General features: G+C 71.0%; 16 protein-coding genes. 11 read left to right on the forward strand and 5 right to left on the reverse strand.

From position 1 onward, the window contains the following. Positions 1–18 precede the first annotated feature (18 nt). Both ACIBHY_RS26040 and ACIBHY_RS26045 read left to right on the forward strand, forming a co-directional pair. A complete protein-coding gene (locus ACIBHY_RS26040; RefSeq protein ID WP_397308016.1) occupies positions 19–792 on the forward strand; it encodes a carbohydrate ABC transporter permease in 774 nt (257 codons plus the stop codon). 9 nt (positions 793–801) lie between these two features. After that, positions 802–4,641, forward strand: a complete 3,840-nt coding sequence (locus ACIBHY_RS26045; protein WP_397307945.1) for an alpha-L-arabinofuranosidase C-terminal domain-containing protein — start codon at positions 802–804, stop codon at positions 4,639–4,641. A gap of 140 nt (positions 4,642–4,781) precedes the next feature. Here ACIBHY_RS26045 and ACIBHY_RS26050 read toward each other — a convergent pair whose 3' ends face one another. Next, positions 4,782–6,338, reverse strand: coding sequence for a condensation domain-containing protein (locus ACIBHY_RS26050; protein WP_397250983.1), 1,557 nt, complete (start codon positions 6,336–6,338; stop codon positions 4,782–4,784). Positions 6,339–6,486: 148 nt separating this feature from the next. Here ACIBHY_RS26050 and ACIBHY_RS26055 point away from each other — a divergent pair, with 148 nt between their 5' ends. The 4 genes from ACIBHY_RS26055 (at position 6,487) to ACIBHY_RS26070 (ending at position 12,508) form a co-directional block, all read left to right on the forward strand. Beyond that, positions 6,487–9,597, forward strand: coding sequence for an amino acid adenylation domain-containing protein (locus tag ACIBHY_RS26055; protein WP_397307946.1), 3,111 nt, complete (start codon positions 6,487–6,489; stop codon positions 9,595–9,597). Continuing rightward, positions 9,498–10,640: a thioester reductase domain-containing protein gene (locus tag ACIBHY_RS26060; RefSeq protein WP_397307947.1), complete on the forward strand. Its 1,143-nt coding sequence runs from the start codon at positions 9,498–9,500 to the stop codon at positions 10,638–10,640. Before ACIBHY_RS26055 ends, ACIBHY_RS26060 begins: the two co-directional genes overlap by 100 nt. 52 nt (positions 10,641–10,692) lie before the next feature. Next, the gene (locus tag ACIBHY_RS26065) at positions 10,693–11,772 is read left to right on the forward strand and encodes an ABC transporter substrate-binding protein (protein WP_397250979.1); all 1,080 of its coding nucleotides are present in this window, start codon (positions 10,693–10,695) and stop codon (positions 11,770–11,772) included. 202 nt (positions 11,773–11,974) lie between these two features. After that, positions 11,975–12,508 carry a DUF1062 domain-containing protein gene (locus ACIBHY_RS26070; RefSeq protein ID WP_397250977.1) on the forward strand — a complete coding sequence of 178 codons (534 nt, stop codon included), beginning with the start codon at positions 11,975–11,977 and terminating at the stop codon, positions 12,506–12,508. A 72-nt stretch (positions 12,509–12,580) separates the two neighbouring features. Here ACIBHY_RS26070 and ACIBHY_RS26075 read toward each other — a convergent pair whose 3' ends face one another. From ACIBHY_RS26075 to ACIBHY_RS26085, 3 genes are all read right to left on the reverse strand, one after another. After that, a complete protein-coding gene (locus ACIBHY_RS26075; RefSeq protein WP_397250975.1) occupies positions 12,581–12,943 on the reverse strand; it encodes a hypothetical protein in 363 nt (120 codons plus the stop codon). A 155-nt stretch (positions 12,944–13,098) separates the two neighbouring features. Then, complete coding sequence (locus ACIBHY_RS26080) at positions 13,099–13,623, reverse strand: hypothetical protein (RefSeq protein WP_397250973.1); 525 nt, start codon at positions 13,621–13,623, stop codon at positions 13,099–13,101. Positions 13,624–14,030: 407 nt separating this feature from the next. After that, complete coding sequence (locus ACIBHY_RS26085; RefSeq protein WP_397250971.1) at positions 14,031–14,738, reverse strand: helix-turn-helix domain-containing protein; 708 nt, start codon at positions 14,736–14,738, stop codon at positions 14,031–14,033. 142 nt (positions 14,739–14,880) lie between these two features. On the opposite strand from ACIBHY_RS26085, the gene ACIBHY_RS26090 reads away from it, so the two are divergent. Further along, on the forward strand, positions 14,881–15,705 hold the full coding sequence (locus tag ACIBHY_RS26090) for an oxidoreductase (RefSeq protein ID WP_397250969.1): 825 nt from the start codon (positions 14,881–14,883) through the stop codon (positions 15,703–15,705). Positions 15,706–15,885: 180 nt separating this feature from the next. Here the strand turns inward: ACIBHY_RS26090 and ACIBHY_RS26095 are convergent, their stop codons facing one another. Continuing rightward, positions 15,886–17,184: an amidohydrolase family protein gene (locus ACIBHY_RS26095; protein ID WP_397250967.1), complete on the reverse strand. Its 1,299-nt coding sequence runs from the start codon at positions 17,182–17,184 to the stop codon at positions 15,886–15,888. Between the two features lie 93 nt (positions 17,185–17,277). On the opposite strand from ACIBHY_RS26095, the gene ACIBHY_RS26100 reads away from it, so the two are divergent. The 4 genes from ACIBHY_RS26100 (at position 17,278) to ACIBHY_RS26115 (ending at position 22,797) form a co-directional block, all read left to right on the forward strand. Next, entirely contained in the window at positions 17,278–18,285 is a 1,008-nt protein-coding gene (locus ACIBHY_RS26100) for a D-cysteine desulfhydrase family protein (RefSeq protein WP_397307948.1), read from the forward strand. A 224-nt stretch (positions 18,286–18,509) separates the two neighbouring features. Then, a complete protein-coding gene (locus ACIBHY_RS26105) occupies positions 18,510–19,475 on the forward strand; it encodes a carbohydrate ABC transporter permease (RefSeq protein ID WP_397250964.1) in 966 nt (321 codons plus the stop codon). A 16-nt stretch (positions 19,476–19,491) separates the two neighbouring features. Next, positions 19,492–20,337: a carbohydrate ABC transporter permease gene (locus ACIBHY_RS26110; protein ID WP_397250962.1), complete on the forward strand. Its 846-nt coding sequence runs from the start codon at positions 19,492–19,494 to the stop codon at positions 20,335–20,337. Positions 20,338–20,355: 18 nt separating this feature from the next. Continuing rightward, positions 20,356–22,797: a DUF4838 domain-containing protein gene (locus ACIBHY_RS26115; protein WP_397307949.1), complete on the forward strand. Its 2,442-nt coding sequence runs from the start codon at positions 20,356–20,358 to the stop codon at positions 22,795–22,797. Positions 22,798–22,802 lie beyond the last annotated feature (5 nt).

Here is a 22,802-nt window from a genome sequence, read left to right on the forward strand (position 1 = left end):
AAATATGGGGCCTTGTTGGTGGGTGCGGCGCTGGTCCTGCTACCGCTGGTCTGGATGGTCGTGGCGTCGATCACGCCGGAGGCCGCGATCGTCCGCTATCCGCCCTCGCTGCTGCCCGGCGGCTTCACCACCGACCACTACACGCAGATCTGGGAGCGGATCCCCTTCGGCCGGCAGTTCCTCAACACCGTCGTGTTCGCGGGCGGTGTGACGGCGGTGTCGCTGCTGCTGGACTCCCTGGCCGCCTACGCGCTGGCCAGGATGGACTTCCCCGGCAAGAACGCGGTGTTCGTCCTGATCCTGCTCCTGCTGATGATCCCGCCGCAGGTCACGCTGGTGCCCTTGTTCCAGTTGCTCAGCTCCATGGACTGGATCAACACCTACCAGGGGCTGATCGTGCCGCGGGCGACGAACGCGTTCGGCATCTTCTTCCTGCGCCAGTACTTCCTGACGATCCCGCGCGAACTCGACGAGGCCGCCCGCATCGACGGCTCGTCCGAGTTCGGCATCTACCGAAGGGTGATTCTGCCGCTGTCCGGGCCCGCGCTGCTCACGCTGGGCCTGTTCCACTTCATGTACAACTGGAACGACCTGCTCTGGCCGCTGGTGTTCACCACCGAGACCGACATGCAGACGCTGCCCGCGGGGCTGGCGCTGTTCATGGGCGAGCACGTCATCGAGTACGGCCTGCTGATGGCCGGCGCCGTGCTCACCCTCCTGCCGATGGTCGCCGCGTTCCTGCTCGTCCAACGGCGCTTCATCGAAGGCATCGCAACCACCGGAATGAAGTAGGTACCACGCATGGTGAAGCACGTCCTTGCCTGCCTAGCCCTTTTATGCGGAAATATCGCCCTCACCGGCGCCACCGCGGAAGCCGCCGCCACCATCAACGCCAACGTCATCTCCGTCGACGCCGGCAAGCCGATCGGCGTCGTCCAGCCGTCGGTCACCGGCCAGATGATGGAGTGGGCCTCCGACTCCATGAACAACGCCTGGGCCGAGAAGGTCGCCAACCGCTCCCTGGAGACCGAACCCGCCCGCAGTACCCTCTATGACGGCTTCGACACCGCCGACCGCTCGAAGTGGACCCCCACCAGCCTGGACGGCGCACCCGCCGGGACGTTCACCGTCTCCGGCGGCACCGCGGCCATCACCGCCGCCCAGCCCGGCCGCTTCGGCATCATGTCCAACCCGGTCCCCGGCAGCAGGTACGCCACGGTCAGCGTCGAGACGAGGATCGTCTCCGCCACGGGCGCCAATGCGATCCTCAGCGTCTACGGCGGCTCCGGCGCGTTCACGAACTTCGCCGAGTTCGCCATCGAGGGCGGCGTGCTGAAGGTCCACGCCGACGGCCGCCCCACCTGGACGGGCGGCGCGGCCACCACGCCGTCGGTGCTGCGCGTCGACGTCTCCGGCCGCGACGGCACCGCGCGGACGTTGCGCTTCTTCCACAACGGCACGCTGGTGCACACCCTGACGGGCTTCACCGGCCTGCCCGGCGACTACCGGGCCTTCCTGTACGGCTGGAGCGGCACGGTCACCGCCGACTACCTCGCCCTCACCCCGGACGGCACCTACGACTCCTTCTCCGGAACCTCCCTGTCGCCCCGCTGGACCCCGTCCCGCCTGGAGGGCACGGCCAACGGCAGCGTGAGCGTGAGCGGCGGCCGCGCCACCGTGACCGGCGGCGCGCAGTCACGCTACGGCCTGCTGTCCGACCCCATCGCCAACAGCTCCGTGGACTGGACGACGATCGAGACCAGGCTCGACGGCGTCACGGGCACGAACGGCCTCATCAACGTCTACGGCGGCGCCGGCGGCTTCGAGCGCTTCATGGAGTTCGGCGTCGAGGGCGGCGTGGCCAGGGTCTTCACCAGCGACGGCACCGGCAACTGGACCGGCGGCGCGGTCACCCTGCCCGCGACGCTGAGCGTGCAGGTCAGCCCGTACTGGTCCAACGGCAGGCTGTTCAGGTTCTTCGTCAACGGCGTGCGCGTGCACGAGCTGGCCACCCGCACCGACGTCCCCCACCAGGACTTCCGTCTCTTCCTGTACGGCTTCGGCACCTCGGCCACCGTCTGGGACGAGGTCAAGGTCAGCCAGGTGCACATGCTCGACCGCTGGGACAACCACTTCGAGGGCGGCGGCGTCTCGGGCGCCTGGACACCGACCACGCTCGAAGGCGGCTGGGGCAGCGCGGGCGCGGCCAACAGCCAGATGACGATCAACGGGGCGGCCGGAAGCCGCTACGGCCTCATGTCCCAGCCGCTCGTCGAGAGCGACGTGCAGGACTACGCGGTCGAGGCCAAGCTCGACTCCTACACCGGAGTGAACGGCCTGCTCAACCTGTACGCGGGCACCGGACGCGGCGATTTCTCGAAATATCTGGAATTCGGGGTCGAAGCGGGCACCCTGCGCGTCTTCGGCGACGGCGTCACCCCGTGGACCGGCCCGGCGATCTCGCTGCCCGTCACCCTGCGCGTCGAGGTCGGCGACACCGTCTCCTTCTTCGCCAACGGCCGTCTCGTCCACAGCCTCCCCAAGCCCGCCGTCCTGCAGAACACCGAGTACCACGCCTTCCTCTACGGCTACGGCACCAGCGTGACGAAGTGGGACTACCTGACCTGGTGGCGCACCGACAACGCCTGGCGTCCCGACGGGCACACCGACGTCGCCACCTACGAGCGCGAGCGCACCGCCTCCAACGGCAGCTACGCCCAGCGCGTCGACGTCCAGCACACCAGCGGGCGCAGAGGGATCAGCCAGGGCGGCATCGCCCTCACCGCCGGCCGCGCGTACGAGGTCAGCGTCTACCTCAAGCAGACCGGGCTGAGCGCGCCCGTCACTCTCGCGCTCGGCCCCGACACCGGCGACTCGCCGGGCTACACGCCCTACGCCACCGCCAACGTCACCGGCGTCGCAGGCACGTGGTCCAAGCACACGGTCACGCTCACCCCGTCGGTCACCGACCGCTACGCCAAGCTCTTCATCGGTACGGCCGGCACCGGCACCCTCTGGATCGACATGGCGGGAGTCATGCCCAAGGACCCGGCCGAGGTCGTGCACGGCGGCTGGCGCAAGGACTTCGTCGACCGGGTGGCCGCGCTCAACCCGGGCTCGATCCGGTGGCCCGGCGGGATCATCGCCGACAGCTACACCTTCAGCGACGGCATCGGCCCCCGCGACCAGCGCCCGCCCATGTACTACGGGCAGTGGGAAGCCGGGTGGATGACCAACGACGTCGGCACCGACGAGGTGCTCGGCCTGGCCGAGGCGCTGAACATCCCCGTGGTGCTCAACGTCAACTGGGGTCAGGGGACCGCGGCGACGGCGGCCAACTGGGTCGAGTACACCAACGGCGCCGCCGGTACCACCTGGGGCGCCAAACGCGGGCGCGCGCCGTACGACGTGAAGACGTGGGAGATCGGGAACGAGGTGTGGGGCTCCTGGACGCCCGGTCACACCGGCGCGGCGGCCTTCGCCGCCAGCTACGTGACCTTCCGCGACGCGATGGCCGCCAAGGACGCCACGATCACCTTCATCGGCGAAGGCGGCGACGGCACCAACAACGACCAGAGCTGGAACACCACGATGATCGCCAACGCGGGATCCAAGCTCGACCACCTGTCGATCCACTACTACAGCCCGCAGCCGCTGCCGCAGGCCTATGACAGCGCGGCCGTCTACGCCGCCTCCGTCGGCGCGCCCGCGGTGATCGGCGACCGCATGGCGACGGTCACCGACACCATCCTCAACGGCACCAGCCGGGACATCAAGATCGCGGTGACCGAGCACAACGCCATGTACTTCAACGAGGAGCACCGCAGGTCCAGGAGCCTGGAGGGCGCGTTGCAGGAGGCCGGGCTGCTCAACCTGTTCATGCGCAGAAGCGACGTCAACGAGGTGAACGCGGCCTCGACCCTCATGGAGTTCTGGGACGGCAGCGCCATCCGGCTGGGCAACAGGGGCAGCTTCGTCACCCCGACGTACCTGGTGCAGAAGCTGATCGCCGACCGCCACGGGCCGCTGCTGCTGCCCACCACGGTCACCGGGCCCACCTACAACGCCCCCGCCATGGGCAACCTGCCCGCCCGCAACGGCGTGCCGATGCTCGACGTCACCTCCACCAGATCGGCGGACGGCACCAAGCTCTACGTGTCGGTCGTCAACCGCGATCCGTCGGCCGCGCAGGCGGCGACGATCAACCTCGCGGGAGCGGGAACGGTCGGCTCGACCGCCACCGTCTCGACGGTGGGCTCGCCCGGCTACCTCGACCGCAACACCTGGCGGCAGCCGACCGCCATCCAGACCACGACCACCACGACCACCAGCGTGAACGCCCACACCTTCCCGGCGCACTCGTTCACCGTGCTGACGTTCGACATCGCGGCGCCCGCCGTCGCGGCGCCGGTGATCGTCGGCAGGGTGACCAAGACCGACGGCACCCCGATCGCCGGCGCGACGGTCACCGCGGGCGGCCCCGGCGTCGTCACCGACGCCTCGGGCCACTACCGGCTGCCCGCCGCCGCCGGCGTCCGCAACCTGACGGTGTCGGCGTCCGGCTACACCACCTATGTCCGCACGGCGGTGGAGGTGTCGGCTCTGGGCGCGAGCCCCTTGCCCGTCCGCCTCACCCCTTAGCCACCGGCACCGGCGCCCCCGCGGTTCTCCCGCGGGGGCGCCCACCCTTCGCTGGTGATCATGAGCGTCGTCCTCCTCTTGGCCATCGGGCTGCCGGTGCTCGCCGGGGTGATCGCGGCGTTGCCCAGTCCTGCGGTCCCTCACTCCAGGGGCTCGATGACGTAGCGGCGGGGGGCGACGGCGTCCGGGTGGCCGGGCAGCAGGTCCAGACAGGCCCGGTGCACCTGGCCCGGGGTGATGGCCGTGCCGGTGACGAGGTGGCAGGTGAACGTGCCGTCCCCGTCGAGCGTGACGCTCGCCGTCGCGCCGGGCACCGCGCGCTCGACCAGCCGCCGGACGGCTTCCGGCCGCACCCACGAGGTGCCGGAACGCACCCACTCCGGCCCGTACGGCATGGCCGCCACCCCGGTGACCGCCCCGATCTCGGCGACGTCCACCACCCGATCGCCCGCCGCCGTCAGCAGCCTGACCAGCCCCGCCCCGAACGCCTCCGCCTCGTCCCCGGACAGCGCCGCCGGGTTGACCCACAGGGTGAGGTCGAGCACGGTGTCGAGCCGGTTGATCCAGAGCGAGAGGTTGGCCGGCAGCGCCGCCTCGGGCAGCCAGGTCAGCTCGGGTTCGTCGACGGGGTCCTCGTCGTCGTCGGGCGGCACCTGGGCGCTCATGTCGTTGAACACGCAGTCCCTGGCGTACCGGGTGCCGCGTTCGGCGTCCATGGCGTGGATCGCCTCCCACAGCGCCTCGGAGTCGAAGCGGCTGCGCTGGTACCCGGCGAGCGCGGCCACCCGGAAGCGGGCGATCAGCTCGTCGAAGGTCGCGGCGCGCAGATCGGTCACGACCAGGGCGTCCTGGGCCAGCGGGCCGATGTGCGTGCGCAGCCTGGGGTGGGCGCGGTTGCTCGACAGGGAGGCCAGCAGGCAGGTCGGCTGGGCCGTACGGTGGCCGACGAGGGTGCCGAGCGCGGCCATCACGATCATCGAGGGGCTGGCCCCGGTCCTGGCGGCGGCACGTTCCAGGCAGGGCGTGACGGCGGCCGAGCGGACGCGCAGTCGCGCCACCATGGCGTGCTCGGTGTCGAAGGCGATCGGGAACATCGTCTGCGGCGACCTGGCCAGGCCGGTACGCCAGTGTTCGAGTGCCGCCTCGGCGCGGCGCAGCGCCGCCGGGGTGCGTTCGCCGTCGGCCAGGTCGATGGGCTGGGTGGGTTCGGGGCCGGGCAACGGCCGGCCGTGCAGGAGCGTCTCCCATTCGCGTAGCAGGTGGGCGAGGCTGATGGCGTCCACGGCGGTGTGCGGGAGCACGAAGACCGCCAGGCGTGGCTCGGCCTCCGTGCAGATCACCGCCATGCGCAGCGGGAACTCGCCTTCGAGGTCGAAGCGCGGGGCGCGCAGGAGCGCGCCCGTCTCCTCGGCGGCGCGCATCGGCGGACCGCCGTGGTCGGGGACGACCACGACCTCCAGCGCGCCCTTGCCGTGCACGTGCTGTGTGTCGGCGGTGAAGGTCGTGCGCAGGCCCTCGTGCCGGGACAGCAGCGCGAGGGTGGCGTCGGCGATCCGGTCGAGACCGATCCGCCGTGGCACGCGCTTGATCATCAGGAAGTTCATGTGCTCGGGAGGATCCCGGCGCACGCAGCGCGCCATGTTCGCCTGGCCCATGGTCAGCGCGCCCTGCCGGTCCGGCAGGCCATCGAAGTGCACGATCAGATTCAACGGAGCCCGTCCATTGTCCACGTCCACTGGAGCTGTGTAGCATCACGCTAACAAACAAATAGGAAACTTTCCTATAAGAAAATTTGTCAGGTCCGGGGTCAGAACGCACGCACCCGCAAAGGGAGTATCGGCCACGATGTTCGCCACCCTGTCACCCGCGCAAGAGCGGATGTGGTTCCTGGACCGCCTGGCCGGCGGCGACTCCAGCTACACGATGGTGGTCGCGGCCCGGCTGAGGGGCCAGCTCGACGTCACCGCACTCTCCCGCGCCCTCGGCGAGCTGGCCGCCCGGCACGAGTCGCTGCGCACCGTCTTCCCCGAGGTGGACGAGACGCCCGTGGCCGAGGTACGGCCGGCCGTACCGGTTGACCTGGAGGTCGTCGAGACGGACGAGGCCGGGCTGGGCGACCTGATCTCAGCCAGGGCCGACGCCTCCTTCGACGTCGCCCGGGGGCCGTTGTTCCGGGCTTCGCTCCTGCGGCTCACACCTGCCGATCACGTGCTGGTCATGACCATGCACCACCTCATCGGGGACGCCTGGTCGGTGGAACGTGTCATGTTCCCGCAGCTCGACGAGCTCTACGCCGCCTTCGCCGCGGGTCGCGAGGCGCCGCCGGCGCGGGAGGCTCCGCCGTACCGGGACTACGCCGCGGCGCGACGCGGGCAGGAGCACGAGGAGCAGCGCGCGTTCTGGCGCGCCGAGCTCGACGGGGCGCCCGTGCTGGAACTGGCGGCCGACCGGCCGCGGGCGGCGGTCAGGAGCACCGCGGGCGCCAAGCTCGTCCACACGATGCCGATCGAGGTCTGGAACGGCGTCGCCGAACTGGCCAGAGCCCGGCGGTGCACGCCGTTCATGGTGGTGATGGCCGCCTACCAGACCCTGCTCATGCGCCACACCGGCCAGGAGGACTTCTGCGTCGGCACCCCGGTCGCCGGACGGGACCAGGAGGAGTTCGAGAACGTCTTCGGCCTGTTCATCAACACTCTGGCCGTCCGCGCCGCGCTGGACGGCGACCCGACCGTCGGCGAACTGCTCAAAGGGGTGCGCAGGCGGCTGCTGCGCGGGTTCTCCAACGCCGCGGTGCCCTTCGAGCAGGTCGTCGGTGACCTCGGGGTGGGCCGCGATCCCGCGCGTACGCCGATATTCCAGACCATGCTCATGCTCGGGCTGGTCGGCGAGCAGCCGCTGCGGCTGGGCGAACTGGCCGGCGAGACGGTGGGGACCGGACCGGAGCGGGCCACCTTCGACCTGGCCGTGGACGTGGTCGTCGGCACGGACGCGCTCAACCTGGTGATCACCTACAGCACCGAGCGCTTCGACGCCGAGTCCGTGGCCCGCCTGGCCACGCATCTGGAACGGCTGCTGCGGGAGATGCCCGCCCGGCCGGAGGCCAGGCTGAGCGAGCTGGACATGCTCGCGCCGCGAGAACAGGCGATGCTGCTGGGCTCCGGCGCGCCCCTGGCCGAGCCGGAGCTCCGGCTGGAGGAGCTGATCGCCGCGCAGGCCCGCCGTACACCCCAGGCGCCCGCGGTGATCACGCCCGGCGACGTGCTCACCTACGCGGAGCTGGACGCGCGCGCGGGCGACCTGGCCGGGAAACTGCGCGAGCGAGGAGTACGGCCCGGCGCGCGCGTGGCCGTGTGCCTCAAGGCGAGCCCCGAGGCGATCGTCGCGCTGCTCGGCACCCTCAAGGCCGGCGCGACTTACGTGCCCCTCGACCCCGATCAGCCCGCCGACCGGCTGGCCGCGCTCATGGCCGACTGCGGCGCCGCGGTCGCGATCGGCACGTCGGTGCGCGACCTGCCCGCGCCTCAGCGAGACCTGCCCGCGCCTCCGCGCGAGCCGTCCGACGGTCCCGCCTACGTGATCTACACCTCGGGCTCCACGGGCGCGCCGAAGGGCGTCGTCGTGGCGCACGACACCGTCGTACGGCTCGCGCGGGCCTTCATCGACCTGCACGGATTCGGCCCCGGCCAGCGGGTGCTCATGGTGCCGCCGCTCAGCTTCGACGCCTCGGCCGGCGACCTGTATCCGGCCCTGCTCAGCGGCGCCGCCATCGTGCTGCACCCCTCGCCCTTCGCGCTGAGCGGACCGGAGGCGCTGCAGCTGTGCGCCCGGCACGGCATCACGATGGTGGACACGCCCACCGCGCTCTGGCGGCAGTGGGTGGACGACCTGGCCGGCCGGGACGCGGTGGACCCGGGCCCGCTGACCACCGTCATGGTCGGCGGCGAGAGCGTGCCCGTGGACCGGCTGCGCACCTGGGCCCGGCTGACCGGCGGACGCCTGTCGTTCTTCAACCACTACGGCCCCACCGAGGCGACCGTGTGCGCGACCGTCTACCGGACGGTCGACGGGTCGGAACTCGGCCCGCGTCCCCACCTGCCGATCGGCACTCCGCTGCCGCACGTGCGGGCCTACGTCCTGGACCGGCACGGCGCGCTCGCGCCCATCGGGGCGCCCGGCGAGCTGTATGTGGGCGGGCCGTGCCTGGCCGAAGGTTATCTGGGGCGGCCCGAGCTGACCGCGGAGCGCTTCGTCACCTTCCGCGGCGAGCGCGTCTACCGCACCGGGGACCTGGCCATCCGCCGGGCCGACGGGAACCTGGAGTTCCTGGGACGCGACGACCGGCAGCTCAAGATCAACGGCGTGCGGGTCGAACCGGCCGAGGTCGAGGCGGCCTGCCTGGCTCACGAAGGCGTACGGGAGGCCGTGGTCACCGGGGTGCGCGGGCGGCTGGTCGCCTACCTCACCGGGGACCGGATCACCCGGGCCGAGCTGCGCGCCTTCCTGGCGGGCAAGCTCCCGGCCGGCATGGTGCCGCACGACCTGGTCATGCTCGACGCGGTGCCCATGACGCCGCACGGGAAGATCGACTACCGGGCGTTGCCGCTGCCCGAGGTGGAGGCGGTGCCGTACGAGAGCCCGCGCACTCCCACCGAGCGGACCGTCGCCGCGGTGTGGGAGGAGACGCTCGGCGTGCCCGTGGGGCGCCGGGACAACTTCTTCGACCTGGGCGGCCACTCGCTGCTCACGCCCAAGACCGCCGGCCGGATCGCCGCGCGCACCGGGCGGCCGGTCGGGCTCGACGTCTTCTTCGCCGCCGCCGACCTCGCCGAACTGGCCGCCCGCCTGGACGGCAGGCGGTGCGCGGGCCGGACGTGCGGGCCGACGCGGTGCTGCCGGACGACCTGGTGGTCTCCCGGGTCCCGGTCCGGGTCACCGGGCCCCGGCGAGTGCTGCTGACCGGGGGCACCGGGTTCCTGGGGGCGTACCTGCTGGCCGGGCTGGCCTCGGCGGGGATCACCGTGCACTGCCTGGTCAGAGGGTCCGATCCGGCGGCTCGCCTGCGGGCCAACCTGGAGCGCTACGGCCTGTGGAAACCCGACCTGGCCGGCACGATCGTGCCAGAACCGGGTGACCTGGCGATGGATGGACTCGCCGGGCGGCTCGGCCACCTGGCCGGGACCCTCGACCTCATCGTGCACAGCGGCGGCCTGGTGGACTTCGCCAAGCCGTACGCGGGACTGCGACCGGCGAACGTCGGCGGCACGCTGGAGATCCTCCGCCTGGCCGCCACGGCCGCGATCCCCGTGCACCTGGTCTCGACGCTCGGCGTGCACCTGGCGCCGGGGGAGCGGGTGGTGCGCGAGGACGACCCGCTGCCCGAGCCCGACCTGCTGCACCCCGGCTACGACCAGAGCAAATGGGCGGCCGACCGGCTCGCCGCCGCGGCCCGGGAGGCCGGGCTGCCGGTGGGCATCCATCGACCGGCCAGGATCAGCGGCGACACCGCCACCGGCGCCTGCCCGCCCGGCGACTTCCTGGGCAGGTTCCTCGCCACCTGCGTCACGCTGGGCGCCGTCCCCGACGGTGAGCGGTTGGACATGACGCCCGTGGACCACGTGGCGGCGGCGATCATCCACCTCGCCCGCGGCGGCGCCACCGGCGACTTCCACTACTACAACCCGCACACGCTCAGCTCCGCCCACATCGTCGCCGGTCTGCGGGAACGCGGCCTCACGCTGCGGCTGGTCCCGGGCGCCGGCTGGCGGGCCGAGGTGCGCGCGCGGCTGGCGGCCGGCGAACCCCTCCCCGTGGCCGCCTACCCCCGCTCCTTCACCGAGTACGGCCAGGCCAAGGGCCCCGGCTTCGACTGTTCCCGCACCGAACGCACGCTGGCGGGGGCCGGCCTGACCTGCCCGCCCGCCTCCGCGCTCCTGGACGGCCTGCTCACCCACCTGATAGCCGCCGGGGAGCTTGACGTCTCCGGCCCTCGTGCGCGTTGAATAGGCGAGCACACCAGTACCAAGGTCCGGGCCGCACGGGAGACACCACCACATGAACACACCACCTGCCGACGCATCGCCCGTCCGGGTCGGAGCTCTTGTTCCGCTGACCCGGCCGGGATGGGCAGAAGCGGGCCGCCACCTGCTCGCCGGACTCGAACTGGCCGCCGGTGAGGTCAACGACACCGGCGGGATCGGCGGACGGCCGCTCGACCTGGTGGTCAGGGACACCGCGGCCGATCCGGCGAAGGCCGCGGCGGCCGTGGACGAACTGGCCGGCCTGGGCGTGGCCGCCTTGGCGGGGGAGTACCACAGCGTCGTCGCCCGTGCCGTCGCCGCCAGGGCCGACGCGCTCGGCCTGCCGTACCTCTGCTCGTCGGCGGTTCTCGACGCGCTCACCGAACAGCCGACGGACTGGGTCGCGCGCCTGGCCCCGGCGCAGTCCCGCGGCTGGCGGATCTACGCGGACTTCCTTCTCGGCGCGGGCCACAGCCGCATCGCCGTGGCCGCCCAGCCGAGTGTCTACTGGGCGTCGGGGGCCCGCATCCTCCGGGAACACCTCGACGTCATCGACCTCGACATGGGCACGCTCGCCCCTGCGGACGTGTGCGACGAACTCGCCGGAAACGGCGCCACCGCCCTCCTGCTCCTGGTCGGCCACCCGGACCCGGCGGTGCCGATCGTCAGGGCCGTGCGCCGCGACCCGCGCCTGTCCGGGATCTTGATCGGTGCTCCGGCCGGACAGCCGGAGTTCGCCGGATGGGCGAGCTTGCTGGGCGAGGACGGCGCCGCGATCCCGTTCCTGCGCTACCTGCCCGAGCGCCTCAGCCCCCTGGGAGCACGCGTCGAGACCGCCCTCCGCGAACGGCTGGCCGAAACGCCGTCCTTCGTCGCCTTCGAGGGCTACGACACGATCACGGTCCTGGCCGGCGTGCTGCGTTCCCAGGGCGTGGACCGGCCGGGCATCGCCAAATCCTGGCCGCACGTGGCGGTCGAGGGCACCCGCGGCCAGATCCGGTTCTCCCGCACACCGGGTATCGGCGTCTGGCAGTGGGCCTGGCCGCCCATCCAGGTCGCCGACCGGGATCCCGCGGAACCCGGCCGCTTCCGGACTCTCCACACCGGCTCATGATCCGCACGTGAAAACGCGTTGATCGGGCCGCGAACGCGGTATTAGGGTGCGGTCACGCCATCGACGTGAGGACACCGGCTTGACCCCGCCCGCTCTTTAGACCTGACCCCGTTTCCCGACGCCGCGCAGCCGCCGGCTGCTTCGGCGTGCCCGTCAGGTCTTCAGAGAGATCATGTCTTCACAACCCCATATCGATCATGTCGTGCTGCCCTGGATCGTCCGGCGCACCCGCCTGCCCCTGCTGACGCTGCGCTGCGCCGGTTGCGGGGCCGCGTCCGCCACCACGGGCGAGGGCCGCTTCCGCGTCAACGCCAACGGCAAGCTCCTCGACGTCTGGCTGCTGGTCCGCTGCGCCGCCTGCGACCGGACCGGCAAACTCACCGTGCACGAGCGGACTCCGGCCCGCTCGGTCGCGGACCTTCGGGCGTATGAGAACAACGATTCCGAGCTGGTCGCGCGCTGGTTGCTCGACCCGTTCTTCGCCCGGCGCAACCGTTTCACCCTGGACTGGACGGACGCCTGGCGCCTCGTCACGCCGCCGGAGCGGCCGGATCCATGCTGGCCGGTGAAGGTGGAGGTGTCCTTCGCCGACCCGGTTCCCGTCCGGCCCGACCGGTTGATCGCCCAGGGGCTGGGCATCAGCAGGGGCGAGACCGAGCGCCGCATAAAATCCGAAATATCCCTCGTCCGACGGATACATACGGACTTCTCGTTCATCATCCTGCCGGCGGACTGACCAGCACCGTGCGGCGCGCCCTCCGCGAGGAGGGCGAGCCGCACGGCTCCGTTCCATCGGGGACCGGCGCGGCTATCGCACCAGCACGATCGAGTTGATGGGCGTGAAGTCGTACGCGCCGTAGGCACCCGTGGCGCGCTGCACGGGGTAACAATCGGCGCCGTTGTAGCCCTTGCATATCTGGAAGCCGGCTCCGCCGGTCTGGCTGTTGATGAGGATCTTGGTGCCGTACACGTTCACCAGATTGTGTGCCCCGTACGAGTACCAGATGTTCCGGCGCGCTATGGAGCCGTCCGGCTCCTGGAGGCACACCGCCCCGCTGGGGCATGAGGCGGTGGCGCTCGACTGGAGGACTGGCTCGGCCTGCGCGGGACCGGTTGCGGACAGGGTGGCGGCCACGGCGCCGATGACGGCCAGGCTCATCATCCGTTTCATGGATCTCCTCTGTGCGACGGAGTGCGGGTCGATCTCGGTCTACCACCCGGATGTTGATTGGCTTCAGGGCGCGCGGAAAAGACAATCAATTCCAATCAACCTCGCTGACGTGCCCTGCAACGGCTGATCAGGCGGTGGCAGGCCCGTCGGGTGGCTCAGCCGCCGGGGCCGGTCGGCTGGATCGGCGCGCCGTCGCCGTCGCGCGGCAGGTCGCCGCGTTCGACGGGGCTGGGAGGCGGCGAGGGTGTTCCGTCGCCGACGGCCGGCTTGGCTTCCTCGGCCGCCCGCTTCAGCACGGCCCGGTCCACCTGCCCGGCCTGGCAGACCAGCCGCACGTAGTGGCTGGCGCGGACCGCGACGTACTCCTGACGGCCCTCGTGCTCGGTGTACCAGCCGTCGCCATCGCGCTCGCAGGTCCCCACACATCTGTATGGTGTCCGGTCGACCCGCAACTCCACCTGCCCGCCGTCCGCGGAGGTGTAGACGGCGCCGAACCCGTCGTCGCCGACCGCGCCCACCGACTGCTCGGCCAGTGTGAACCCGGGCAGTTCCACCACGTACATCAGCTCGGGCGCCACACCCTGCCGGGCGGCCCGGTCGATGACGGCCTGGCTCAGCGTCGCGCCGGAGCCGCAGCCGGACAGGGCGATCAGCGCCAGCAGCGCGAAAAGGAGACGCATCTGCTCAGTGTGGTCCGCGCCGGTTTCACCGAGGTCACGGGCCGGATCCGCCGGCCCGGCCGATCCCTGCGGCAGGAAGGCCCGGCTCGGATACGTGCCCGGCGGCCGGCGATCGAGGTCCGGTGACCGTGGCGACCACGGTGCACGGTCTGCCGCCGCCCGCACCGGGGACTCCCCCGGGGAGCCGGTCGTCGGACACGTCGTCCACCGGCACGCCAAGTGGCATCGGGCGGCGGGTGTCCAGTCTTCCGGGATCCGGATCCAGCGGGATCCCGTAGGTCGTCTCGGCTGCGAAGCGGGCGCATGCCGCCCATCCGGACGCCGACGGCCTCTCTATCCGCTCATCCTTCGACCACGGGCCATCCGCGCACGGTACGCGTCCCAGGGGGTTGCCGGAGCCGGCGCGTTCACCGCCGGCGGTGCATGGAAAGGGCCTGGCGCCAGTGCTCGGCCGCCTGGGCCATGTCGTGGCCGAGGAGTTCGAAGAACTGGCTGGTGGTGTGGAGCCGGTCGCCCGTGGGGGTGTCGGGGCCGAAGATCCCGGCGCCGTGCCGGGTGGTGGCGGCCCACATCGCCATCGACCGGGCGCTGGCCGCCCAGGTGCGGTACCAGACGTCGACGTCGACGACGTACCGCATCCGGCGCGCCTCGCGCTCCCGGGTGACCATCTCCCTGAGCTCCAGCCATCTGATGGCATGGGAGATGGTAGCCGGGCTGACCTGAAGGTGCTGGACCAGCTCGGCGGCGGTGAGGCTGCCGCCCTCGCTGATGAACAGCGCGGCGAACACCTTCGCCGTCATGGGCGCCATCCCGGTCTCGATCATCATGGCGACGAACCGCTCTTCGAACTCCCTGACCGTGGGGGTGTCACCGGCGTGGGCGCCCGGGACGTCGCCGGCGTGGGGAGCGCGCCTGCGCCGCCGGGCGCGCCAGCTCGTCGCGTGCTGCGCGCGGGCGGCCAGGTAGCCGTGCGGGCCGCCGTTCCTGGCGATCTCGCGGGTGACGGTGGACCTGGAGCGGCCCAGCCTGCGGGCGATCTCCGCGTACGTCAGGCCGGCCGCCATCCCCTCGGCGATACGGCGGCGCTCCTCGGCCGTCAGCCGGTCTCCTGGCATGTGATCAGTCTTCCCGTTGTTGCACTCAGCTGCACGTTCATTGCACCAGTATGAGGCTGTCTGCCTGCGTCTATATGTTTCGTGAGTTGTCCCAAGACAAGCGCGATCCTAGCCTTCATTTTGAACGAAGAGGAGAGTCATCATGGAAAAGGTCGTCATCGTCACGGGCGCCTCCGCCGGGATCGGCAAGGCCACCGCCCTCGAACTCATCCGCGCCGGCCACATCGTCTACGGCGCCGCCCGCCGCGTCCACATGATGGAGGACATCCGTGACGCCGGCGGGCACGCGCTGGCGCTGGACGCACGCCGGCCGGAAGACCTGGAACGGGTCATCAGCACCGTCGCCCGGGAGCGGGGCCGCATCGACGTGCTGATCAACAACGCCGGGACCGTCGTGCACGGCGCGGCCGAGGACGTCTCCATCGACCAGGCGCGCGACCAGTTCGAGGTCAACGTGTTCGCACCCGCGCGACTGGTGCAGCTCGCCCTGCCGTACATGCGCGAACAGGGGTCCGGCACGATCATCAACATCTCCTCCATCGGGGGCGAGATCGCGCTGCCGCTCGGCTGCTGGTACTACGCGACCAAGCACGCGCTGGAGGCCTACTCCGACACCCTGCGCATGGAGGTCGAGCCGTTCGGCATCGATGTCGTGATCGTCCAGCCCGGCATCATCAAGACCGAGTTCGAAGACCACACGCCGCGGGACCTGCGCGAGATCTCCGGCGCGACCGCCTACGGCGCCATGGCGGAGGCGATGGCCGAGCGCGCCGAGTCGCAGCTCGGCGAGGACACCCAGGGCTCCGACCCGGGCGTCGTCGCCGCCGCGATCCGGGAGGCCGTCGAGGCCGGCAAGCCCGCCACGCGTTACGCGGTGGGCTGGATGGCCGACCGGCTCCTGGAGCTCAACAGGACGCTGACGGACCGCGAGTTCGACAAGCTCGTCACGAACTTCGCCGGCAAGTAGACCGTCCCCCCGGCGCTGGTCTGTACGCCCGTGGGAGGAGGTCCTCCGGAGGGGGATAGCCCCGGCGGTTCATCCGGATTGGCGAAGAATATGGCGGCTACCTGCTGAAACGATGTGCCTCACCGCATGTGAACGCCTGTGAGAGGCAAGTCGTGACGAAGCATCTGGTCATACCGCGTGTCATCCTCCGCGAGGAGGATCGTGCGCCTCCGGGCCGGTGGGCAGGGTGAGCTTGCCGTGATCCACCACCGGCGTGCCCGCGCGCCAGACCTGGCGGACGGCGCCGATCCTGGTGGTGGCGGCGTGCACGAGGCCGTCGAGCACCACCAGGTCGGCCTGCTTGCCCGGCTCGACGCTACCCACCTCGTGGGCGATGCCGAGCGCTTCGGCGGCCTGCCTGGTCGCCAGGCCGATGGCCTCGGCCGCGCGGAGGTCCAGCGAGACCATGCCGCACCTGATGCTGTCGGTGAAGGCGCGAAACGGGGTGTAGCGGACCCCGGCGTCGCTGGCGAGCGCCATGCGTACTCCGCGATCGCGCATGGCGCGCGCCCACCGGTAGTCGCCGTGCAGGTCACCGGTGGCGGACAGGGCCAGTGCCGCCGCGCGTTCCCCGGACGGGTGGCCGGCGTACTCGGGCAGCATCGGCCGGGTGCTTCCCGAGTAGGTCAGCACCGCCCACGTGCCCCGTTCCGCCATGGCGTCCACGGTCCGCGGGTCCAGCTCGGCCGAGCCGTCGGGCAGGTTCCAGCCGCAGTGCTCGACGGTGTCGGCCCCCGCGGCCACGGAGCGGCGGGTGGCCTCGGCGCTCTGGGAGTGCGCCGCCACCCTGCGGCCGAGACGGTGCGCCTCGGTCACGGCCAGGCGCAGTTCGTGCTCGTCGAACTGCGGCATGCGCGGGTTGGAGCCGTGGGTCATGTTGCCGCCGCTGGCCATGATCTTCACCAGGTCCACGCCGGCGGCGCACAGTTCCCGTACGGCCCGCCGTACCTCGTCGGGGGAGTCGGCCCTTTTCCCGCACCACGACAGGTGCCCGCCCGTGACCGTCACCGGCGGTCCGGCGGCGAGCACGCGCGGTCCCGGCAGGAGGCCGGCGGCGATCGCGTCGCGCAGTTCCAGGGTGAGGAAGTCCTGGTCGCCGCAGTCGCGGACGGTCGTCACGCCACCGAGCAGGCACTCGGCGGCGTTGCGCGCGGCGGTGAAGGCGAGGTGCGCGGGCGTCGCGGCCCGCATGGCGGCCCGTGTCGCCGCGTGGGTCTCGCGGGCGGTGAACAGCAGGTGCACGTGGGCGTCGACGAATCCGGGCGCGAGCGTGTGCCCGGACAGGTCGACGGCGTGCGCGCGGGCGCCGTCCGGCGCCTGTGCCCAGGGGATGACCTGGCCGATGAGCGGGCCGTTCACCTCCACGGCCATGTCGGTGAGCGGGGACTTTCCGTGGCCGTCGACGAGGCTGCCGCATCGTATCCATCGGCCTGGTGTCACGATCTCCTCCACATATGTGAATGCGGTCCTCGATTGTGAATGGCGTCCCTGACTGTAAGGATCGGCGCCCATCGCGTCAACCATGGAGGAAACATGATCACGACGGTGAGGGAGCGGCTCGCCCGCCTGCCGCGGGTACGGCTCGCGCACCTGCCCACCCCGCTCGACGCCTGCCCGAGGCTGTCGGCGGCCGAGGGCTCGGCGATCAGCGTCAAGCGCGACGACTGCACCGGGCTGGCCTTCGGCGGCAACAAGGTGCGCCAGCACGAGTACGTGCTGGGCGACGCGATCGCCCAGGGCGCCGACTGCGTCATCCAGGGCTCCGCCTCGCAGTCGAACCACTCCAGGCAGCTGGCGGCGGCCGGCGCGAAGCTGGGCCTGGAGGTGTTCCTGCTGCCCAAGCGGGACGCGATGAGCGCTCCGGTCCAGGGCAACCACCTGGTCTCGCACCTGCTGGGCGCGACGATCACCCCGATCGACCCGGCGGAGAGCAGCACGCGGCGCAAGGACGAACTGGCGGCGCGGCTGCGCGAGCGGGGGCGCCGGCCGTACGTGGTGGGCATGGGGGCGACCCGCAGCCTGACGCTCGCCGCGCTCGCCTACGTCGAGGCCCTCGTCGAGATCGTGGAGGCGGGGGAGGCGCCGGACTGGATCTTCGTCACCTCCCAGGGCAGCACCCAGGCCGGGCTCCAGCTGGGCTGCGAGCTGCTCGGGCTGCCGACCCGCGTCGTGGGAGTCAACCCGATGACCGCCGCTCACGAGGCCTACCTGCCCCCTGCCCAGATCGCCGCGCTGGCCAGGGGCGCGGCCGAACTGCTCGGGCTGGCGAGCGCCATCGAGCCCGCCGACGTCGTCAACCTGACCGGCTACGTGGGCGAGGGCTACGGCGTGCCGAGCGCCGAGAGCCTGGCGGCGATCGCCACGCTGGGCGCGGCGGAGGGCATCCTGCTGGACCCGGTCTACTCCGGCAAAGGCTTCGCCGGCCTGCTGGACCACTGCAGCCGGGGCCTGCTCGCGCCGGGGGAGCGAGTGGTCTTCGTGCACACCGGGGGCCTTCCCGCGCTTTTCGGCTACGCGGACGCGCTGACGCCGCAGCCATGACCCGCTGAACGACGGTCTGTGCCGACTGTTGAAACGCCTGACCCGGCGGGTTCTACCACCGCCGGGTCAGGTGTAGCGAGTCGGTTGCATCAAATGAAACATGAATTCTGCCTGTTGACATTAGCTGGGTTTCGGTCACAGACTTCCTTCCATCGCCCCGACAGAAGTGATCACAACCTCGGCAGCGCGATCCCCACACCCCGGTCACAACCCACGGAGGTTTCATGGTGGTCGACACGCTCGTCGAAACCCGCGCGGAAGACCGGCAGGCGGAACGAGCGGCCCGCAAGAACCAGGGCAGCCCGCTCGACCGCAGCCGGCGTCGCCTCCTCGCCCCGTTCATCATGCCGTCGCTCGTGATCTACCTGCTGGTGATGATCGCGCCCACCGTCTTCACGGTGTGGATCAGCTTCAACAAGTGGGCCGGCGTGGGGCCGATGGAGTTCGTCGGGCTGCAGAACTACACCCGGATGTTCAAGGACCCGGTCTTCCACACCTCGTTCGTCAACACCTTCCTCATCGTGTTCGGGGTCGGCGCGGGCGTGTTCCTGCTCAGCTTCGTCCTGACGATGCTGCTCCAGGACATGGTGGGCAGGAAGTTCGTCAGAGCGGTGATCTTCTTTCCCACCCTCATCCCCGGAGTGGTCATCTCGATCCTGTGGGGGTTCATGTACGACCCCGACGGGCTCGTGAACGCCGGGCTGCGCGCGATCGGGTTCGGCTCGGTGCCCGAGTGGCTGTCCAGCGACAACGCGTTCAAGACCATCATGCTCGGCATGGTGTGGCTGAGCTCGGGCGGCTACACGGTGATCTTCATGGCGGCCACCGACCGCATCCCCCGCTACTACTACGAGGTGGCCGACCTCGACGGCGCCAGCGCCTTCCAGCGCTTCAGGTACGTGACGCTACCGCTCATGTGGGACGTCGTCGGCGTCTGCATGGTGCTGTGGATGATCGGCGCGCTCAAGGTCTTCGAGTTTCTGCTGACCTTCTCCGGCGCGACGGGGCAACTGCCCTCCACCAAGATCTGGAACTTCTCCCTCTACTCCTACGCCACGGCCTTCCCCTCGGAGGGCGAGGCCGGATTCGGCATGGCGGCGGCCTGCGCCGTGCTCATGCTCGTCCTCACCGTCGGGCTGACGCTTCTGGCCCGGCACGCCACCCAGCGTCGCGACGACGTCGACTACTGAAGGACTGGAGTCGATCATGAAAATGTCCCGCGCCCGGCGCTCACGTGGACCCCTGTTCTTCATCGCCATGCCCGCCGCGTGGTCGCTGGCGGTGTTCGACATGCTCGTCGTCCTGTGGATGTTCCTCAGCTCGCTGAAGACCACACGCGAGGTGTTCAACGATCCATGGGGGCTGCCCGCCTCGCCGCAGTGGTCCAACTACGCCACGGCGTGGGACGCGGCCAAGTTCGGCGAGGGCGTGCTCAACTCGCTGATCCTGGTCCTGGTCAGCGGGGTGGTCACCGTCGTCATCGCGGCGCCGGCCGCGTACGCGCTGAGCCGGTTTCGCTGGCGCTGGTCGAACGCCACCACCGTGTTCTTCGCGATGGGCCTCGGCATCCCCGCGCAGACCCTGTTCATCCCCATCTTCGTGGCGCTCGACAAGCTCGGCCTGGTCAACTCGCTGACCGGGCTGGTCATCGTCTTCATCGGCACCAGCGTGCCCTTCGCCGTCTTCTTCCTGACGGCCTTCTTCGCCTCGCTGCCCCGCGAGCTCGAGGAGGCCGCGGCGATCGACGGCGCCTCGCCCACCCGCACCTACGTGAAGATCATGCTGCCCCTGACCCGGTCGGGGCTGCTCACCCTGTTCGTCCTGCAGGCCATCTCGCACTGGGGCGAGACGCTCTTCGCCCTGGTCCTGCTCCAGGACAAGACGACGATCTCGCTGTCGCTCCTGCACTTCATGCAGACCATGCAGTACACCGGCGCCCAGTGGTCGGTGCTCTTCGCCGGCATCACGATCATCGTGATCCCGCTTCTCATGCTCTACCTGTGGATGGGCACGCGGCTGATCGAAGGCATCGCCGCGGGTTACAGCAGGTAGCCAGTCGCGGAGGTAGTTGTGAAACGCAGAACCGTCCTCAAGATGGGCGCCATGCTCCCGGCCTTCCTGGCCGTGCCCGCGCGGGCGTCGGCCGGACTCTTCCTCGTGCGAGCCGGTACGGCCACCGCCGTCATCGTCCTTCCCGAAGCCGCCGACGCCCAGCTGACCAGCGCCGCCAAGACCCTGGCCGACTACGTGGAGAAGTCCACCGGAGCGCGCCTGCCCATCACGACCGGCCAGGCCCCGGCGGGCCAGACCAGCGTACGGCTCGGCGGCCCGCCACCGGCGGACGTGTCGGGCGACGGCTTCGCGATCAGCCCCGACGCCGACGGCCTGGTGATAGCCGGCGCCAGCTCATGGGGCACCAGGTTCGGCGTCTACGAGTTCCTGGAACGTTACGCCGGAGTCCGCTGGCTGTTCCCCGGGCCCGACGGCGAGGACGTGCCGGCCCGCGGCGACCTCGCCGTACCGGCGGAGCGGTTGTCCACCACGCCCGCCTTCTCCATGCGCGTCTTCAGCGACCTGGGCAAGGGCGACGGCTGGGACAGCGCCGACATCAACCTCCGGTGGGCCTCCAGGGCGGCGCGGGCGCACTGGCCCGTCGAGTTCCACCACAAGATGGCGGCCATCTTCCCGCCCAAGGTGTACGCCAATCCCGACCTCCCCGGCTTCCATCCCGACTACTACCCGCTGAAGGACGGGAAGACCGTGCTCCCCGGAGCGAATCAGACGACCGGATGGCAGCCGCGCTACAGCCGGAAGGACGTGGTCGACCGCGCCGCCGAGTACGTGCTCACGTTCTTCCGCGACAACCCCGCCGCGACCTCGATCTCCCTGGGCGCCAACGACCTGAACGGCTACAGCGAGGACGAGCTCGAGCCCGCGCTCAACTCCTTCGGCTACGCCTCCGCCTCACGCGCCTACTACGGCTTCGTCAACGCGGTCGCCGAGCGGGTGGCCGCCGAGTTCCCCGGCAAGACCATCGGCCTGCTGGCCTACACCCACGTCGTCGATCCGCCGCCCTTCCCGTTGCACCCCAGCGTGGTCCCCTTCCTCACCCGCGACAGGTACATCTGGGCCAACGAGGAGGGCAGGGAGATCGACCGGCGGCACACCAGGGCCTGGCGGCGGGTGGCCACCAGGATCGGGTGGTACGACTACGCCTACGGCACGCCGTACACGCTGCCCAGGCTCGACCTCGACGGCATGCGCCAGGCGTGGTCGTGGGCCAGGGCCAACGGCGTCGCCTTCCACTACGCGGAGCTGTACCCGAACTGGGGTGAGGGCCCGAAGGCGTGGATCTTCGCGCGGCTGACCTGGGACGTGCGCTCCGACGTGCGGGCGCTGCTGCGGGAGTGGTGCGAGCGGGCGGTGGGCCCGGCGGGCGCGGCCGACCTGGTGCGCTACTACGAGCTCTGGGACTCCTTCTGGTCCGGGCGCGTGCCCCGCACGCCGTTCTTCGCCCTCGGCAGGCACCGCACCTACTTCTCCCTCAACCTCGCCGACTACCTCGCCGAGATCACGCCCGCCGAGGTGGCGCGGGCCCGCCGGTTACTGGAGGCGGCCGCGGCCAAGGCCCAGACGCCCGCCCAGGTCAAACGCGCCGCGATCCTGCTGCGCGCCTTCGAGTACTACGAGGCGTCGGCCCTCAGCTACTTCCGTCCCGTTCCGGTCCCGAGGACGGACCGGCAGGCGCTCGCGCTGGCCGAGGAGACCCTGACCACCCTCGACGAGAAGGTACGGCTGGCCAGACGCCGGATCCAGATCGTCCAGGAGGTCAAGCCCGACCCGATCCTGCGCCACCGCCTCGAACCCGAGCGGCTCTTCCTGAACTGGACCGGCTTCGACCCCTACCGGTTCTGGACGCTGGCCGACCGCGTGCGCGGCGACGGCAACAGGGGCGCGCTGCACGACCGCCTCACCACCGCGGCCGCCGGCACGGGCGACCAGGCCAGGCTGGCCAGGCTCATCCTGCGCGTGGCGTCGGGAGCGGCGCCCAACCGGGTGGTCAACGGTTCTTTCGAAGACGGCACGCCCGCCCCCTGGACGATCTCCTCCACCCGGGCCGCGATCGTCCGCGGCACCTCCTTCTCCGGTACGGCCAGCCTGGCGCTCACCGGCCCCCAGGTCGACGCGACCCAGAGCGTCAAGATCCAGCCGGGACTGGTGGCCGCCAGGTTCCGCTACCGCTCCACCGGCAGGTCGCCCGCCGTCGCCGCGACCCGGTTCATCGCCCGCGACGCCGCCGGCGCCACCCTGCGCGTCTACGCCCAGCCGCTGCGGTTCACCGCGGAGACGACGGGCCGCTGGGCCTGGCTCGGCGTCGTCGAGGACGTCCCCGCCGTCATCGGCGCCAAGTCCGTCGACCACGTCCTGCTCGTGGTCACGATCATCGACCACGACCCCGCCCGCCCGGCGATCCACCTCGACGACGTCGTCCTGCACGACGAGAACTCCTGACCGAC

It is taken from the genome of Nonomuraea sp. NPDC050547 (assembly GCF_044457345.1).
In the GTDB taxonomy this organism is placed as follows: domain Bacteria; phylum Actinomycetota; class Actinomycetes; order Streptosporangiales; family Streptosporangiaceae; genus Nonomuraea.